Source organism: Nonomuraea sp. CA-141351 (genome assembly GCF_050944675.1).
GTDB lineage: Bacteria > Actinomycetota > Actinomycetes > Streptosporangiales > Streptosporangiaceae > Nonomuraea.
Map to the genome: position 1 here is coordinate 6,469,054 of NZ_CP191982.1, position 15,092 is coordinate 6,484,145.

A 15,092-nucleotide genomic window follows, 5' to 3' on the forward strand; every position below is an offset into this window, starting at 1 on the left:
ACCGCCGCGGCGAATATTCCCGGTGAGCCTCGGGTAGCGTCCACATCATGTCCGATTCGGGGGCGGGAATCTCGCCGGAACCACATCGAGGTGGCGGCAATCGTCCGATGCCGCGTGTCGCGTTGTTCACGACCTGTCTCGTCGATGGGCTGTTTCCGGACGTGGGCCGAGCCACCGTACGTCTTCTGGAGCGGCTCGGCCAGCCGGTCGGCTTTCCTCTTGAGCAGACGTGCTGCGGCCAGATGCATACGAACAGCGGATATTTCGAGACCGATCTGGTCCGCCGGTACGTGAGGGTGTTCGCCGGCTACGACGCGGTGGTCGTTCCCTCCGCGTCATGCACGGGCAGCATCCGCCACCAGCACGCCCAGATCGCGCGCGCCGCAGGTGATGAGCGGCTCGCCGCGCAGGCTGAGGCCGTGGCCGGCAGAACGTACGAGCTGTCGGAGTTCCTGATCGACGTGCTCGGCGTCGAGGATGTGGGCGCGTACTTCCCGCACCGGGTGGCCTATCACCCGACCTGCCATTCGCTGCGGATCGCCCGCGTGGGCGACCGGCCGCTACGGCTCCTGCGCAACGTTCGCGGCATCCGTCTGGCCGAACTCCCCAACTGGGATCAGTGCTGCGGTTTCGGCGGCACGTTCGCGATGAAGAACCCCGATGTGTCGGCGGCGATGCTCGCCGACAAGATGGAGGAAGTGATCGAGACCGGCGCCGAGGTGCTGTGCGCCGGTGACCGCTCTTGCTTGATGCACATAGGCGGCGGTTTGGAGCGCGTCCGCGCCGGCGTACGCACACTGCACCTCGCAGAAATCCTGGCGAGCACCGAAAGCGGTCATCGGGCGAGCGAGCGAGCCCCGAGAGCGGAGGTGCTCCGGTGAGCGCTCAAGGGGTCATCTGGCTCGACGATCCGCCCTTCCCCGCCAACGCCGCCCGCGAGGTGAACGACGCGCAGCTGCGGTACAACATCCGGCACGCGACAGCAACGATCAGGCAGCGGCGCGCCGAAGTGGTGGCGGACATACCGGACTGGCAGCAGCTTCGCTCGGCAGGAGCCGCCATCAAGGACGAGGTCCTCGCCCATCTGGACCGTTATCTCGAGCAGTTCGAGAGCGCCGCCACCCAACGCGGCGCCCACGTGCACTGGGCACGCGACGCGCGGGAGGCGAACGCCATCGTCGCCTCACTCGTCGCCGCGACCGGGCACCGGGAGGTCGTCAAGGTCAAGTCGATGGCGACGGAGGAGATCGAGCTGGTGCCCGCGCTCGCGCGCCAGGGCATCACCGCGTACGAGACCGACCTCGCCGAGCTGATCATCCAGCTCGCGCACGACAAGCCGAGCCACATCGTCGTGCCGGCGATCCACCGTAACCGCGCGGAGATCCGCGAGATCTTCCTCCAGCACCTGCCCGACGCGCCGGCCGATCTGTCCGACGACCCGAACGAGCTGGCGAGCGCCGCCCGCGCGCATCTGCGCCAGATGTTCCTCGACTCCAAGGTCGCGATCAGCGGCGCCAACTTCGCCATCGCCGAGACCGGCGGGCTGTTGATCGCCGAGTCCGAGGGCAACGGCCGGATGTGCATCACGCTGCCGGACACGCTGATCTCGGTGGTGGGGATCGAGAAGATCGTGCCGACCTGGCGAGATCTGGAGGTCTTCCTGCAGCTCCTGGGGCCGTCGGCGACCGGCGAGCGGATGAACCCCTACAGCTCGGTCTGGACCGGTGTCATTCCCGGCGACGGACCACAAGACGTTCACATCGTGCTGCTCGACAACGGCCGCACCGACGTCCTGCGCGACGAGCTCGGGCGGCAGGCGCTGCGCTGCATCCGCTGCGCCGCCTGCCTGAACGTCTGCCCGGTCTACGAGCGGACCGGCGGGCACGCCTACGGCTCGGTCTACCCGGGACCGATCGGCGCGGTGCTCACGCCGCAACTGGTCGGCGTCGAGCATGCCGCCAAGCTGCCGTTCGCCTCGTCCCTGTGCGGCTACTGCTACGAAGTCTGCCCCGTCGAGATCGACATCCCGAGCATCCTCGTCAAGCTCCGTCACGACGCCGTACAGGCAGAGCGGAAGTCCTCACCCGAGAAAGCACTGTTCGGCGCCGTCGCGAAGGTGATGGACAACTCCCGCCTCTGGTCGCTCGCGCTCAAGATGGCACCCCTCATGCGCCGCCTGCGCCACAGCACGCTGCCGATCCTGTCCCGCTGGACGGCGGTACGGGATCTGCCGTCTCCCCCGCCCGAGTCGTTCCGCGACTGGTGGATCAAGCAGCACAAGAGGACACGATGAGCCGCGTCGCCTCCCCCCGCGACGAGGTGCTCGCCCGCGTCCACCAGGCCATACAGGCGGCCACTCCCCCGCCGGCCATCCCGCGGGACTACCGCGCCCAGACGGCAGCCGACATCGAGGAGTTCATTCAACGGCTGGGCGAGTACGGCGCGACCACCCAGCGGGTCACCTCCGATCAGCTCGACACCGCGATCTTCACCACGCTGCGGAACGACGGCATCCGCCGCCTGGTCGTGCCCGACGGCATACCCGAGGTCTGGTTCGCCGGTGCCGAACCGCTGCGTGACACGCCGCCACTCGACCATCACGCCCTCGACCGCGCCGACGGCGTCGTCACCACGTGCGCGATCGCGATCGCGCAGACCGGGACGATCGTCCTGGACGCCGGCAGCGGCATGGGCAGGCGGGCCCTGTCGCTGATCCCGGACTACCACCTCTGCGTCGTCCGCGCGGAGCAGATCGTCGGCTCGGTCCCCGAAGCACTCGCCGCCCTGGACCCGACCCGCCCGCTCACCCTCTTCTCCGGCCCCTCCTCCACCGTCGACATCGAGATGGTCCGCGTTCAGGGCGTCCACGGACCACGCCGCCTCCACGTCATCGTCGCCGGCCGATGACACACCATGAGCGCCGATCCACAACGTCAACGGCCGCACCGCGCCCGGCGCCTCACCAGGGGTCGCCTGACCTGGGCCCGATGGCGGAGCCTGCTGCGGGGCGGGCCGTTCCACTGGGATGCCGTCGCGCCCGGGCGCGCGGCCAGGGTGGCCTCGGGCGTGGTGGTCCCCCTCGTGGCAGGGGCGGCCGGCGGGCAGCTGGAGTACGGCGCGTTCGCGGCTCTGGGAGCGCAGCCCGCCGGGTTCGTGTCCTTCCACGGCGTGGCCCGCACCCGCGTGGCGGCTGTGGCGGCGGCGAGCATCGGCATGGCCGTGTCCACCTTCGTGGGTGCGACCACCGCGGCGGCCGCCCCCTTGCTGCTGGTGCCTGCCGTCATGCTCTGGGGGTACGTCACCGGATTGGCCGTCTGCCTGGGACCGCGGATGAGCGTCGTGGTACTCCAGTGGTCCGTCGCGTTGATGATCGCAGTCGGTATCCCGCTCGGGCCGTCGGAGGCCGCGCTGCGGGCCGGCCTGGTGCTGGCCGGAGGGCTGTTCCAGGGCGTTCTGGTCGCCTTGTCCTGGACGCTGCGGCGCGGGACCACTGAGCGCACCGCGCTGGCCGAGTCGTACCGCGATCTGGCGTCCTATGCCCGCGGCCTGGCCGCCGGGCGGTTCGACCCGCCGCCGCCGACCGCCTTCCCGGCCGCTGCCCTGCTGGCCGACCCCAATCCGCTGTTGCCACAGGCCGTGCGGATGGACTACCTCGACCTGCTCGAGCTGGCGGAGCGCATCCGCGCATCACTCGCGGCCTTGGCCGAGCACGCGCCCGACGACCCCTCCGGGGCCGCCCGCGGCTTCGCCGCCGGCACCGCACGGGCCCTGGACGCCGTCGCGGGCGCGCTGAGCGCCCGGCGAGCCGATCGGGCCGCGCTGGTCCGCGAGCTGTGCAGGCTTCTGCCCGCGCCGGTCGTCGCCCCGGACACGCGCTGGGAATGGACCGCCGAGGCGGTCCTGGGACAGCTGCGAGCCGTCGGCGGCATCCTGACCCGCCTCGACGCGGTTTCCGTGCGCGCGGCAGCGGAGAGCAGGCCAGGCGGACCCGCCACCGTGCCTGTCGCGCAGGACGAGATCACATGGACTGCCCTGACCGTGCGCGCCAACCTGACGCCGACCGGCGAGACAGGCCGCCATGCCGTGCGGCTGGCGGTGGCCGCCGGGCTCGCCGAGCTGATGGTCCAGGTCACCGGCCTGTTCGAGGGCCGCTGGGTGGTGCTGACCATCTTCCTGGTGCTCAAACCGGACTTCACCTCGACGGTCGAGCGCGGCATCCGAAGAGCGGCAGGAACGGCCGCCGGAGCAGGCCTCGGCGCGGCGCTCGCCGGCCTGGCCCACTCAGACCCGGTCGGTCTGATCGTCGCGGCCACCATCACCATCACGGCGGCCTATGCCCTGTTCGACGTGAACTACCTGCTGTTCAGCACCTTCCTCACCATCTACATCGTGATCCTGCTCGACATCCTCGGCATCCCGGGAGCCACCTCCGCCACCGCGCGCCTGGCCGACACCGCCATCGGTGCGGCGATCGCTCTCATCGCCTACTGGGCGTGGCCCAGCGGGCAGGCTCTCACCGCGCAGGAAACGTTCGCCCGGCTCGTCGCGGCCCACGGCCGGTACATGACCGCGCTGCTGCACCAGTGCGCCCATCCGGAGCAGGCCGACCCTGCCCGGCTCCGGAGTCTGCAGGGCACTGCCCGCCGCGCCCGCACCGATGCCGAGGCGGCCACCGCCCGGCTGGCCGACGAACCGCCACACCCGCCGCTGACCCCAAATGTCGCCCGGCCCCTGGTCGCCGCGGTGACCCGCCTGGCGCATACCGAGCTCTCACTGCACACCTTCGTCCTCCAGCAGGCCACCACCGCCGGCCAGGAAGGCGCGCGAAGCCGCGACGATGCCCGGCGGCTGGACGCCCTGGCCGCCGCTCTCGGCACGACCCTGGACTCGCTTGCCGAGGCGCTCAGATCCCTGCGACCGCCCGGCGACCTTCCCCCGCTCCGCCGGCTCCAGTCAGCCCTGCGCCCCCCTTCGGCCGCGCTCGACCCTCGGTGCGTGGCCATCACCGACAGCCTGGTCGACGCCACGAACACGATCGCGGCCATTGTCCGGCGTCATCTTGACCGGCCGTGAGCACCCTGTACGGCGCGCCGGCTCCACCGGTGAGGCTCGGCCGGCGGCGCAGGTGGTTCTTCAGCGGCGGGTGCCGCCGTCCGGGCTGGGCACGCCGGGCTGGGTGAGGCGTTCAGGATTGACGATCTTGTCGTAGAGGTCCTCGGTGACGCCGCATTGGAGTGCGGCGTCCTTGAGTGCCAGGCCCTTGTCGAGGGCGTAGTGGGCGATGCGGGCGGCCCGGTCGTAACCGAGGACGGGGCTGAGCGCGGTCACCATCATGATCGAGTGGTCGATGTTGTAGTGCAGGGTCTCGGTGTTCAGTCGCGCCCCTTCGACCAGGTACGTGCGGAAGTGGTCCATCATGTCGGCCAGGATGCGCGCCGAGTGCAGGACGTTCTTGATGATGATCGGGCGGAAGGCGTTGAGCTCGAAGTTGCCCTCGGAGCCGGCCATCGAGACGGCGGTGTCGTTGCCGGTCACCTGGATGACGACCATCAGCATGGCCTCGGCCTGGGTCGGGTTGACCTTGCCCGGCATGATGGATGAGCCCGGCTCGTTGGCCGGCAGGATCAGCTCGCGCAGGCCGGTACGCGGCCCGGAGCCGAGCCAGCGCAGGTCGTTGGCGAACTTGAACAGCGGCACGGCCAGGGCGCGCAGCGCCGCCGATGCGCGTACCACGTCGTCGCAGGAGGCCTGGGCGGCGAACTTGTTCGGCGCGCTGGTGAAGGGCCGCCCGGTCAGCTCGGCGATCTTCTTGGCCACCTGATCGCCGAAGCCGGGCGGCGCGTTCAGCCCGGTGCCGACCGCGGTGCCGCCGATCGCCAGCCGGTACAGCCCGGTACGGGTGCGCTGCAGGTGGTCGATGGCGTCGGCGAGCTGGGCGGCGTAGCCGGACCACTCCTGGCCGACGGTCAGCGGGGTGGCGTCCTCCAGATGGGTACGCCCGATCTTGACGACGTGCTGCCACTCGCGGCTCTTGCGGGCGGCGGCGTCGCGCAGCCTTGCGGCGGCGGGCAGCACGTGGTCGTCGATGGCCTCGGCGGCGGCGATGTGCATCGCGGTGACGAACGTGTCGTTGGACGACTGGCCCATGTTCACGTGGTCGTTGGGGTGGATGGGGTCCTTGCTGCCCAGACGCCCGCCCACCAGCTGGATCGCCCGGTTGGAGATGACCTCGTTGACATTCATGTTGGACTGGGTGCCGGAGCCGGTCTGCCACACGTACAGCGGGAACTCGCTGTCGAGTTCGCCGCGGATGACCTCGTCGGCGACCCGGACGATGAGGTCGGCCTGCCATTGGGGCAGGCGTCCGTCGTGAGCGTTGACGATCGCGGCGGCCTTCTTGATGTAGCCGTAGGCGTGGTAGACGGCCGTGGGCATGCGGTCGTTGCCTATGTCGAAGTGGATCAGCGAGCGCTGGGTCTGGGCGCCCCAGTAGTGATCGGCCGGGACCTCGATCTCGCCGAGGGAGTCGCTCTCGGTCCGGGTGCCGGTGGCGTGCAGCCCGATCGGCACGTCGCGGACGCGGGGCGCGCTCATCGTCCGTTCCCGTGGATCGGGCGGTACTTCGGCTGCCACATGGCGTCTTGGACCTGCTGGACGGTGTTGCGCAGGGTGGTGCGGGCCAGGTGTTCCTCGGCTGCCCGGTTGGCGACGGCGACGGCGACCGTGGCCGAGACCTCGCGCAGGTTGTCCACCTGGGGCAGCAGCGAGGCGCCCGGGCCCGAGACGTCGACCAGGCCGCTGACGGCGTCGGCGGCCGCCTGGAACATGCCGGGACTGACCCGGCGGGCACGGGAGACCACGACGCCCAGCCCCAGCCCCGGGTACAGCAGGGCGTTGTTGGCCTGGCCGATGACGTAGGTGACGCCGTTGTAGGTGATCGGCTCGATCGGGATACCGGTCGCGATCAGGGCTCGGCCGTCGCTCCAGCGGATGAGGTCGGCGGGCATCGCCTCGATCCGATCGGTCGGGTTGGAGATCGGGAAGATGATGGGGCGTTCGACGCCCGCGGCCATGGTGCGCACGATCTGTTCGGTGAACGCGCCGTGGGCGGTGGAGGTGCCCAGCAGCATGGTGGGCTTGACGCGTGCGACGACTTCGGCCAGCGAGATGCCGTGCTCGTCCTTGGTCCAGTCGGCGACCTCGCTGCGCGGTCGGGCGTAGGGCTGCTGGAAGTCGCGCAGGTCGGTCATGTCGTCGATGAGCAGGCCCTGCTTGTCGATGGGCCAGATCCGGCGGGTGGCGGTGTCGTGGTCCAGGCCGTCGCGGATCATCGCATCACGCAGTTGGTCGGCGATGCCGATGCCGGCGGTGCCCGCGCCGAAGATCACGATCCGCTGGTCGCGCATCGGGGTCCTCGACACCTTGACGGCGCTGAGCATGGCGGCCAGCACGATCGCGCCGGTGCCCTGCATGTCGTCGTTGAAGGTGCAGATGCGTTCGGTGTACTTCTCCAGGATCCGCCGGGCGTTGGACGGGCCGAAGTCCTCCCAGTGCAGCAGGGCGCCGGGGAACATCCGGGTGGCCGTGGTGACGTAGGTGTCGATGAAGTCGTCGTAGCGCTGCCCCCGCACCCGGGCATGCCGGTTGCCGACATAGGCGGGGTCGTTCAGCAGCGCCTCGTTGTCGGTGCCCACGTCCAGGGCGACCGGGATGACCCGGCCAGGGTCGATCCCCGCGGCGGCCGTGTAGACGGCCAGCTTGCCGGCCGCGATGCCGGCCCCGCCGCCCACTCCCCAGTCGCCGATGCCCAGGATCTCCTCGGCGTCGGAGGCCACGATCAGATCGACGTCGTCCGGCCCCACCTGGAGGCTCTTGAACGCCCGTTCGATCCCGCCGGGGTCGTCGATGGACAGGTACACGCCCCTCGGACGCCGGTACTCGTGACTGTAGGACCGGATCGCCTCAGCGACCGTCGGGTCGTAGACGACGGGCAACATCTCCCGCAGATGATCGCTCAGCAGCCGGTAGTAGAGCACCTCGTTCCGGTCCCGGAGCCCCTCCAGGTAGACGTTCTTGAGCAGGTTCGTCGGCTGGCGCCCGTACTGCACGTACATCCGCCGTACCTGCTCATCCAGGGTCTCCACCACCGGCGGCAGCAGCCCCTCGAGCCCCAGCTCGGCCCGCTCCTCCACCGAGAACGCCGTGCCCTTGTTCAACAGTGGCTCCCGCAGCACGGCCAGCCCTCGCAGGGACGTCACGTAGCTCCCGTCCGGCTGCTCGGCGAACATCGGGCTCGGCAGATCCGGCTTCCTCTTCCCCGGTGACATGGTCATCCCCCTTCGAGCAGCCACCACCCCCGGAAGTCCAGCGCCCCGGTTCAAAGTGCGAGGCCGCGCTCGCTCACCCGCTTCCCCGGTCAGGGACGTAGACGCTGAGCCGCAGCCAATGACTGTCCTTGGGGCCGACAAAGGACGAATTACCGGAAACGACGTGGAAGCAGTCCGGCCTCGGGGTGTCCCCCGCGCCCGCAGCGGCCGCCCCGTCGACAGGCCGTCACGTCGCCGGTGCCGGCAGCGTCACCGCGGCCTCACCTGTGTAGACCAGGAAGGTCAGTGTTTCTTGGAAGTACAACTGGACGCTCGTGGTGTCGTGCGCCAGGTAGCCGATCGAGATGTCCTGTCCGATGTGCAGTTCGAAGTCTCCGCCGCGGGTGGACAACAGGAACGCGCCGTCGACCGCGGGGGCCCAGATGATCTCGCCGTCGATAACACGTGCGATGTGGTCGAGGATCGGATAGCCCTCATCGGTGGTGCCGCTGACAGCGGTGTAGGCACCGGCGCCGAGCGCCAGCGTGTACGGACCCTCGACGCCGGCCAGGCGCAATGCGGTCACCGCCTTGCTGATGGCGCCCGGATAGTCGCGTACGTGGGCCGGGAGGGTGACGGCCGGGTTGGAGGAACCGGCGCGAATGCCGGTGATGCCGGCTTGTGTGTATCCATGGAAGATCGCGCGGTCTTCGGCGACGGCGAGGCGGCGGGCGGCGTCCTTGACCGGCTGCCAGTCGGCGTCCTTGGCGCCGCGTTCGACGCTGTCGACCTGTTGCCGGTCGACGGTGAAAGGCACGCGCAGTTCGACGATCGGCTGACCGCGGCGTGCATGGGCGATGACGCCGTCGGCCGGAGGGTCGATGGCCTGGAGATGCCCGGTGCCGACTCCCGAGAGCTCGGCTCCTCGCGGGCCGACGACATCGACGACGCGGCGGCCGGCCAGGTGTCGCCGGAAGGTGCGCCGCGCCTCCTCCTCCAGGTCGGCCCACGCGGCCGCGGAGATCGGCGCCAGTTCCCGGTACAGGTTGTTCATCGGACGTTGCTTCCTTTGAGGTCGCCGATCCCCAGCGATTGCGGGAGCGGACTTTCCAGGTCGGATGGCGTGCCGGCCGCGCGTACCTCGTCCTCCGTCCGGGCGGCGATGGAGGGCGGGTCGGGCAGGTCGTCGAGGAGGTCGGCGCTCGGGACGAAGAACAGGGAGCCGGTCACGGCGACGGAGAAATCCAGGATCCGATCGTGCCGGGCCGGCGGGTCTCCGAGGAACATCCGCTCCAGCATCCGTTCGATGACGGTCGGAGTGCGGGCGTAGCCGATGAAGTACGTGCCGAACTCGCCGATCCCCACCGAGCCGAAGGGCATGTTGTCGCGCAGGATCTCGTGTTCGGTGCCGTCGGGATCGACGATCGTGGTGAGCGCGACGTGGGAGTCGGGCGGTTTGACGGCGTCGTCCAGCTCGATGTCGGACAACTTTCTGCGCCCGATCACCAGTTCCTGGGCCTCGACCGGCAGGGCGTTCCACGCCCCCAGATCGTGCAGGTACTTCTGCACGATCACGTAACTCCCCCCGGTGAACTGCGGATCCTCGTCCCCGATCAGCACTGCCGCCGTCGCCGCGGGCCCGACCGGGTTCTCCGTCCCGTCGACGAAGCCCAGCAGGTCCCGTACGTCGAAGTACTTGAATCCGTGCACCTCATCGCGGACCGTCACCACGTCCCGCAGCCGATCCATGATCTCCGACGCCAACGCGAAACACAGGTCCGGCCGCTGTGCCCGGATGTGGAACAACAGGTCACCGGGAGTGGCCACCGCGTGATGGACGGGTCCGGCCAGTTCCCGGAACGGGTGCAGCTCGGCGGGCCGCGGCCCGGACATCAGCCGGTCCCAAGCCTGTGAACCGATCCCGGTGACGCAGCTCAATCGGCTTTCCTGCGCCCGGAACCCGACGGCTCTCTGCAACCCCGACAGCTCCGCCAGCGTGTCCCGTACGCGGGATTCGCCTCCTGGGTCGATCGTGACCACGAGAAAGAGCGCCGACCTCGTCAGCGGACTCAGCACCGCCTGCGGCTGTAGCTCCGTCATCAGTTTTCACTCTCCCTTCGATGCGCTGTCACGGCCGCAGGACGGCCTTGATGACCCCGTCGGCGCGCTGGTAGGGCCCCATGCCGGCGTAACCGTAGGCCGCGCCGAAGCCGCCCGGACGCACCCGCGGGCACGCTGCCGACAGCCCGCGCGCGCAGTTGACGCACACGCCGCAGTAGACATGGGCCGAGATCACCACCCGATCACCGGGCTTGACCATCTCGACCGCGGAGCCCGTCTGCTCGACGACACCCAGCGGCTCGTGCCCCAGGACCAGCCCGACCGTCGCCCCCGTCCGCCCGTCATACATGTGCAGATCAGTCCCGCAGATCGCGCTGGAGCCGATCCGGATCACCGCGTCGCCGGGCTCCTCAAGCACCGCGTCCGGTACATCCTCGACCGTGACCAAGCGCGTACCGGCGAACACGACGGCCTTCATCCCGGCCGTCCGTCGCTTGTGAGCATCCAAGCCCCCGTCGCCTCAGCCGGCCGTGCGTGGCAGAAACCGGCATGTGCCCCCTCAGCAGCATCTTTACCCACGGAAGCATCACCAGAACACGGACAGTCACCGCCGGCCCGCACAACTGCTCCCCAAGCCTCAACGCTGCCGACTGGCGTGAGGCGTATGCGCAAAGCGGACAAAAAAGACTAACTTGGACATGCGGGGTAGGTGAACCGACAGCACCTCAACAGTGCCCCGGCCGTGCTGAAGGCGGCCGGGGCCACGTTCGGTCACGCGGCGAACAACCCACCCACTCCAATCCGGCCGGCGCTGAGGATTCTCCTTCGAGGAACCCCCGCTCCCAGAGCACCCGTCTGAGCACAGTCGTGAACAGGTCGCGACCGCAGTAGCCGGTGACGAACAGCGGCCCTTACCCATCCGGCGCCACCGGGCCCCATACCCGCCGCGACAGAGAACGAACGGGCGCAGCAGGCCGGCCGTGATCCTGCCGCTGCTCGCGCTCGGCGCCGGCAGACCGGTGGACCGGACCGTCAGCGAGCGAACTTCTCGATGGCGGCCGGGCTGACGGGGGTGAAGAAGTTGACGAGGTTGCCGTCGGGGTCGCGGAACAGGAGCGAGCGGTTGCCCCAGGGCATCGTGGTGGGCTCATTGACGAAGTCCTCCACAAAGCCGGTCAGGTTCTGGTGCACGCTGTCCACGTCGTCGACAAGGAACTCGATGATGACGCTGCGGTTGTCGGCCGGGCGGGCGGAGCCAGAGGCGAACAAAGAGACGGTACGGGCGCCGGCGATCGCGAGGGTGGCCCTGGCGGTCCTGAGCTCAGCGAACTCCTCATTGGACCAGGTCGCCCGCACTCCGGTGGCGCGTTCGTAAAAGTCGACGAGGCGGGCGACATCGCCCGTGATGATGCGAATCGAGATGAAGTCCATGGGTTCTCTCCTGATCGGCTGGCGCTTCTGACCACACGTTACGACCGATACTGGACAGAATCCGCCCAGTATCTGCGGGAGACTCATAGACATGTCCCGGCCCATTGCTCGCGTGCTCACCCTGCTGGAGCTCCTGCAAGCAGGAGGCATCAGGACCATGGCCGAACTCGCGCACCGGCTCGACGTCGACGAGCGCACGGTGCGCCGGTATATCGACCACCTCATCGATCTCGACGTTCCCGTCGAATCGGTGCGCGGTCGCTACGGCGGCTACCGGCTCGCCTCCGGTTACCGCATGCCTCCGCTCATGCTGAGTGATGACGAGGCGCTGGCCGTGCTGCTCGGCCTGGTCGCGGGACGGAGAGCCGGCTTGATGACGGCCACGGGCACGGCGAGCGAGACGGCAGCGGCCAAGATCCGGCGGGTGCTGCCCGAGCGGCTCGGCCGCAGACTCGACGCCGTACTCGGCTCCCTCGCCTTCACGGCTCCCTCCGGCGAGCCGATCGCCCCGGAGACCACGGTCCTGCTCTCGATCGCCGACGCGGTGCGCCATCACCGGCCGATCTCGATCCGGTACACCGCCGCCGACGGCCGGCGCAGCGAACGAACACTGCACCCGTACGGGCTCGTCGCCCATTCGGGCAGGTGGTATGTGACGGGTGCCGATCCCGCGATCGGCGAGGACCGGACGTTCCGGCTGGATCGCATCGCCGATGCAAGGACCCTGCCCGGCTCGTTCGAGCCGCCCGCCGGACTCGACCCGGCGGAGCGCGTCCTGACAGGGCTCGCTACCGCTCCGTACCGGCACGAGGTGACTCTGCGGGTCCTCGGGACAGCCGAGCAGATCCGCACCCGGCTTCCCGCGGGAATCGCGATCGTGGAAGAGTCGCCGTCCGCGAGCGGCGCAGATGCGGACACCAGGCACTGGTCCCGCGTCGAACTGCGGGCGGAACGGCTCGACTGGCTGCCTGCCGTGCTCGCGTCGCTGGACCTGCCGTTCATCATCGAGCGACCGGACGAGCTCCGCGACCTCGTCGTGGCGCTCGCCGGCCGGCTCATGCATTCGGCCCGGCGAAGTCCGCCCCGCGTATGACGGGGGTCGCGGGGCGGCCGGACCGGCTGCCCGCGACAGGCGTGGGCAGCCGTCCCGCGGGTGCCTCTACAGCGTCAGGGTCCATCCGTTGATGAAGCCCGTGTCGCCCTTGGCGAGATCTTCCACGCGGAGTCTCCAGGTGCCGCTGGCTGGTGAGGCGTTGGCGTTCACCCAGTAGCTCTCGTCGATGTTGTCGGTGCCGTCTTTGGCATCGGCGGCGCGCAGCGGGTACACCTTGCCGTCCGGCGCGATCAGGTCGATCTTCAGGTCGCCGCGCCAGGTGTGATCGATCTCGACGTGGACCCGCGTGCGGGTGGGGGCGTTGCCGTTGATCCAGGCCAGGACGATGCTGGATTCGGCGGCGCCGGGATCGGGGATGGTGGTGTCGTCCCAGTTGCCGAAGCATGGCAGCCGGATCCACCAGCCGTCGATGTAGCCGGTGTCGAGCCATTCGACGTCCTGCACGCGCAGCTTCCAGGTGCCGCTGGCCGGGGACGCGCTGGCGTTGACTTGGAAGGTCTCGTGAATGATGTCTGCGCTGTCGTTGGGATCGTTGGCCACCAGCGGATAGACCTTGCCGTCCGGGGCCAGCAGGTCGATCTTCAGTTCGCCGCGCCAGGTGTGGTGGATGTCGATGTACACCTCGGTGGTGGCGGGCGCGGTGCCCAGCAGACCGGTGACCGGGATGGAGGACGTCACGGTGCCGTGGTCGGGGATCGCGGTGTCCTTCATGTTCTCGTAGTACGGGATGGGCCAGGCGCCGGGATCAGCGGTCTTTCCCAGTACGGCGGCGTCGACCTGGATGCGGGGGGTGGTCACGCCGCTGTAGGCGATGGATTTGCCGGTGGTCTTCAAGGCGGTTTCGAGCTGGGCCAGCGGGGCGTCGGGCATTGCCTGGCGCAGCACGGCCAGGGCGCCGGTGACGTGCGGGGCGGCCATCGAGGTGCCGTTCAAGGAGGCCCATTTGTTGCCGGGCACGGAGGAGACGATGGACACGCCGGGGGCGAAGAGGTCCAGCAGCGCGCCGCGGTTGCTGAAGGGGGCCACGCCGTCCTGGTCGGTGGTGGCGCCGACGGTGATGGCCGAGGACACGCAGGCGGGGGCGGCCACGGCGGCGCCGTAGCCGTCGTTGCCGGCCGCGATCACGGTGGCCACGCCGGCGGTGCGCAGGCTGTCGATGACCGTCTTGCGCGGGTCGGCATCGCAGGCGGCGGTGTACTGGCCTCCGCCCAGGCTGAGGTTGGCGGCAACCAGCGGCACCCCTCCCTCCTTCAGTTCCAGCACTTTCTCCAGGCCGGCGAGCTGGGCGCTGGTGAAGCTGAGCACGCACGGAGCGGCGCCCACCCCGCACAGGTCTTCGGAGGTGAACTTGCTGAACACCTGGATGGCGACCAGCTCGGCCCCGGGCGCGACACCGGCCGGCGGGGCGCCGGTCACGCCCTGGCCGTTGCCGACCGCGATGCCGGCCACGTGGGTGCCGTGGTCGCAGTCCAGCGCGGGGTCGGCGCAGGGGCCCTGGTCGGCGTCGGCGGCGCCGGGCCCTTCCTGCTGGGCGGTGCCGTCGGGACACAGGCTGGTGGCGGAGTAGTCGGCGTCGATCGGGGAGAAGCAGGCCTCCTCCAGCACCCGGTCCTGGAGGAAGGGGTGGTTGACCGCGACGCCGGTGTCCAGCACGGCCACCACGCTGCCGGCGCCCGTCTTGCCCGCGGCCCTGGTCTTGTCCGCGCCGATGAGCGGGATGCTCTCGGCCAGCACCGGCCGCACCGGCCGGTCCTCGGTCACGCTCACCACGCTGGGCAGCTTGGCCAGCCGGTCCAGCCCGGCCTGGTCGACGTGCAGGGTGACCAGGGGGAAGCGGGACAGTTGCTGGACGACCTGGCCGCTGGCGGCCGCGTCCGGCAGGTCGGCGCGGGTCTTGCTGACCACGTTCACTCTGATCTTGCCCGCGGCGGCCACCCGCTCGCTCAGCTTCGGCTCGATCCAGGGGGTCGCCGAAGTGGCCTGCTGTGCGGCCGAAGTGGCCGCTGTAGGAGCCGCCGTAGGGGCCGCTGCCGCGTGGGCCGGCCCGGTCGCGATCGCCGTGGCCGCGAGCGCCACGAAGACACTGGATAAGACTCGTAATTTCATGACGTACCGCGCCTTACATGAAGGAGGTGCAGGGAAACGACGCCGGCATGAGGGGGTGGCCGGACGGCGGCCGA

12 protein-coding genes are annotated in these 15,092 nt (G+C 69.8%); 5 read left to right on the top strand and 7 right to left on the bottom strand.

Annotated elements, in window-relative coordinates; all coding sequences use genetic code 11:
- Positions 1-107: 107 nt before the first annotated feature.
- From ACQPWU_RS30680 to ACQPWU_RS30695, 4 genes are read left to right on the top strand one after another with little or no spacing between them, the layout of a single operon-like run.
- Positions 108-881, top strand: a complete 774-nt coding sequence (locus ACQPWU_RS30680) for a (Fe-S)-binding protein (protein WP_433427630.1) — start codon at positions 108-110, stop codon at positions 879-881.
- Entirely contained in the window at positions 878-2,293 is a 1,416-nt protein-coding gene (locus ACQPWU_RS30685) for a LutB/LldF family L-lactate oxidation iron-sulfur protein (protein WP_433427632.1), read from the top strand. Before ACQPWU_RS30680 ends, ACQPWU_RS30685 begins: the two co-directional genes overlap by 4 nt.
- Entirely contained in the window at positions 2,290-2,907 is a 618-nt protein-coding gene (locus ACQPWU_RS30690) for a LutC/YkgG family protein (RefSeq protein ID WP_433427634.1), read from the top strand. Before ACQPWU_RS30685 ends, ACQPWU_RS30690 begins: the two co-directional genes overlap by 4 nt.
- Before the next feature lie 6 nt (positions 2,908-2,913).
- Complete coding sequence (locus ACQPWU_RS30695) at positions 2,914-5,073, top strand: FUSC family protein (protein WP_433427637.1); 2,160 nt, start codon at positions 2,914-2,916, stop codon at positions 5,071-5,073.
- A gap of 60 nt (positions 5,074-5,133) precedes the next feature.
- Here the strand turns inward: ACQPWU_RS30695 and fumC are convergent, their stop codons facing one another.
- From fumC to ACQPWU_RS30725, 6 genes are all read right to left on the bottom strand, one after another.
- Complete coding sequence (fumC, locus tag ACQPWU_RS30700; RefSeq protein ID WP_433427640.1) at positions 5,134-6,594, bottom strand: class II fumarate hydratase; 1,461 nt, start codon at positions 6,592-6,594, stop codon at positions 5,134-5,136.
- Positions 6,591-8,327 (bottom strand): NAD-dependent malic enzyme, encoded by a 1,737-nt coding sequence (locus ACQPWU_RS30705; protein WP_433427642.1) that lies wholly within the window; start codon positions 8,325-8,327, stop codon positions 6,591-6,593. Before ACQPWU_RS30705 ends, fumC begins: the two co-directional genes overlap by 4 nt.
- A gap of 226 nt (positions 8,328-8,553) precedes the next feature.
- Positions 8,554-9,360, bottom strand: coding sequence for a family 1 encapsulin nanocompartment shell protein (locus ACQPWU_RS30710; RefSeq protein ID WP_433427644.1), 807 nt, complete (start codon positions 9,358-9,360; stop codon positions 8,554-8,556).
- Positions 9,357-10,406, bottom strand: coding sequence for a Dyp-type peroxidase (locus ACQPWU_RS30715; protein ID WP_433427647.1), 1,050 nt, complete (start codon positions 10,404-10,406; stop codon positions 9,357-9,359). Before ACQPWU_RS30715 ends, ACQPWU_RS30710 begins: the two co-directional genes overlap by 4 nt.
- Positions 10,407-10,434: 28 nt before the next feature.
- A complete protein-coding gene (locus ACQPWU_RS30720; RefSeq protein WP_433427650.1) occupies positions 10,435-10,845 on the bottom strand; it encodes an alcohol dehydrogenase catalytic domain-containing protein in 411 nt (136 codons plus the stop codon).
- A 554-nt stretch (positions 10,846-11,399) separates the two neighbouring features.
- Entirely contained in the window at positions 11,400-11,798 is a 399-nt protein-coding gene (locus tag ACQPWU_RS30725) for a VOC family protein (RefSeq protein ID WP_433427652.1), read from the bottom strand.
- A gap of 91 nt (positions 11,799-11,889) precedes the next feature.
- Here ACQPWU_RS30725 and ACQPWU_RS30730 point away from each other — a divergent pair, with 91 nt between their 5' ends.
- Positions 11,890-12,891, top strand: a complete 1,002-nt coding sequence (locus ACQPWU_RS30730; protein WP_433427655.1) for a helix-turn-helix transcriptional regulator — start codon at positions 11,890-11,892, stop codon at positions 12,889-12,891.
- Between the two features lie 66 nt (positions 12,892-12,957).
- Here ACQPWU_RS30730 and ACQPWU_RS30735 read toward each other — a convergent pair whose 3' ends face one another.
- Complete coding sequence (locus ACQPWU_RS30735) at positions 12,958-15,018, bottom strand: S8 family serine peptidase (protein ID WP_433427658.1); 2,061 nt, start codon at positions 15,016-15,018, stop codon at positions 12,958-12,960.
- Between the last annotated feature and the right edge of the window lie 74 nt (positions 15,019-15,092).

Bases quoted from the DNA above. Each gene is read 5' to 3' on its own strand.
- ACQPWU_RS30695 (WP_433427637.1), top strand. From the start codon at position 2,914: ATGAGCGCCGATCCACAACGTCAACGGCCGCACCGCGCCCGGCGCCTC.
- ACQPWU_RS30690 (WP_433427634.1), top strand. From the start codon at position 2,290: ATGAGCCGCGTCGCCTCCCCCCGCGACGAGGTGCTCGCCCGCGTCCAC.
- ACQPWU_RS30680 (WP_433427630.1), top strand. From the start codon at position 108: ATGCCGCGTGTCGCGTTGTTCACGACCTGTCTCGTCGATGGGCTGTTT.
- ACQPWU_RS30705 (WP_433427642.1), bottom strand. From the start codon at position 8,327: ATGTCACCGGGGAAGAGGAAGCCGGATCTGCCGAGCCCGATGTTCGCC.
- ACQPWU_RS30715 (WP_433427647.1), bottom strand. From the start codon at position 10,406: ATGACGGAGCTACAGCCGCAGGCGGTGCTGAGTCCGCTGACGAGGTCG.
- ACQPWU_RS30720 (WP_433427650.1), bottom strand. From the start codon at position 10,845: ATGAAGGCCGTCGTGTTCGCCGGTACGCGCTTGGTCACGGTCGAGGAT.
- ACQPWU_RS30725 (WP_433427652.1), bottom strand. From the start codon at position 11,798: ATGGACTTCATCTCGATTCGCATCATCACGGGCGATGTCGCCCGCCTC.
- fumC (WP_433427640.1), bottom strand. From the start codon at position 6,594: ATGAGCGCGCCCCGCGTCCGCGACGTGCCGATCGGGCTGCACGCCACC.
- ACQPWU_RS30710 (WP_433427644.1), bottom strand. From the start codon at position 9,360: ATGAACAACCTGTACCGGGAACTGGCGCCGATCTCCGCGGCCGCGTGG.
- ACQPWU_RS30730 (WP_433427655.1), top strand. From the start codon at position 11,890: ATGTCCCGGCCCATTGCTCGCGTGCTCACCCTGCTGGAGCTCCTGCAA.
- ACQPWU_RS30735 (WP_433427658.1), bottom strand. From the start codon at position 15,018: ATGAAATTACGAGTCTTATCCAGTGTCTTCGTGGCGCTCGCGGCCACG.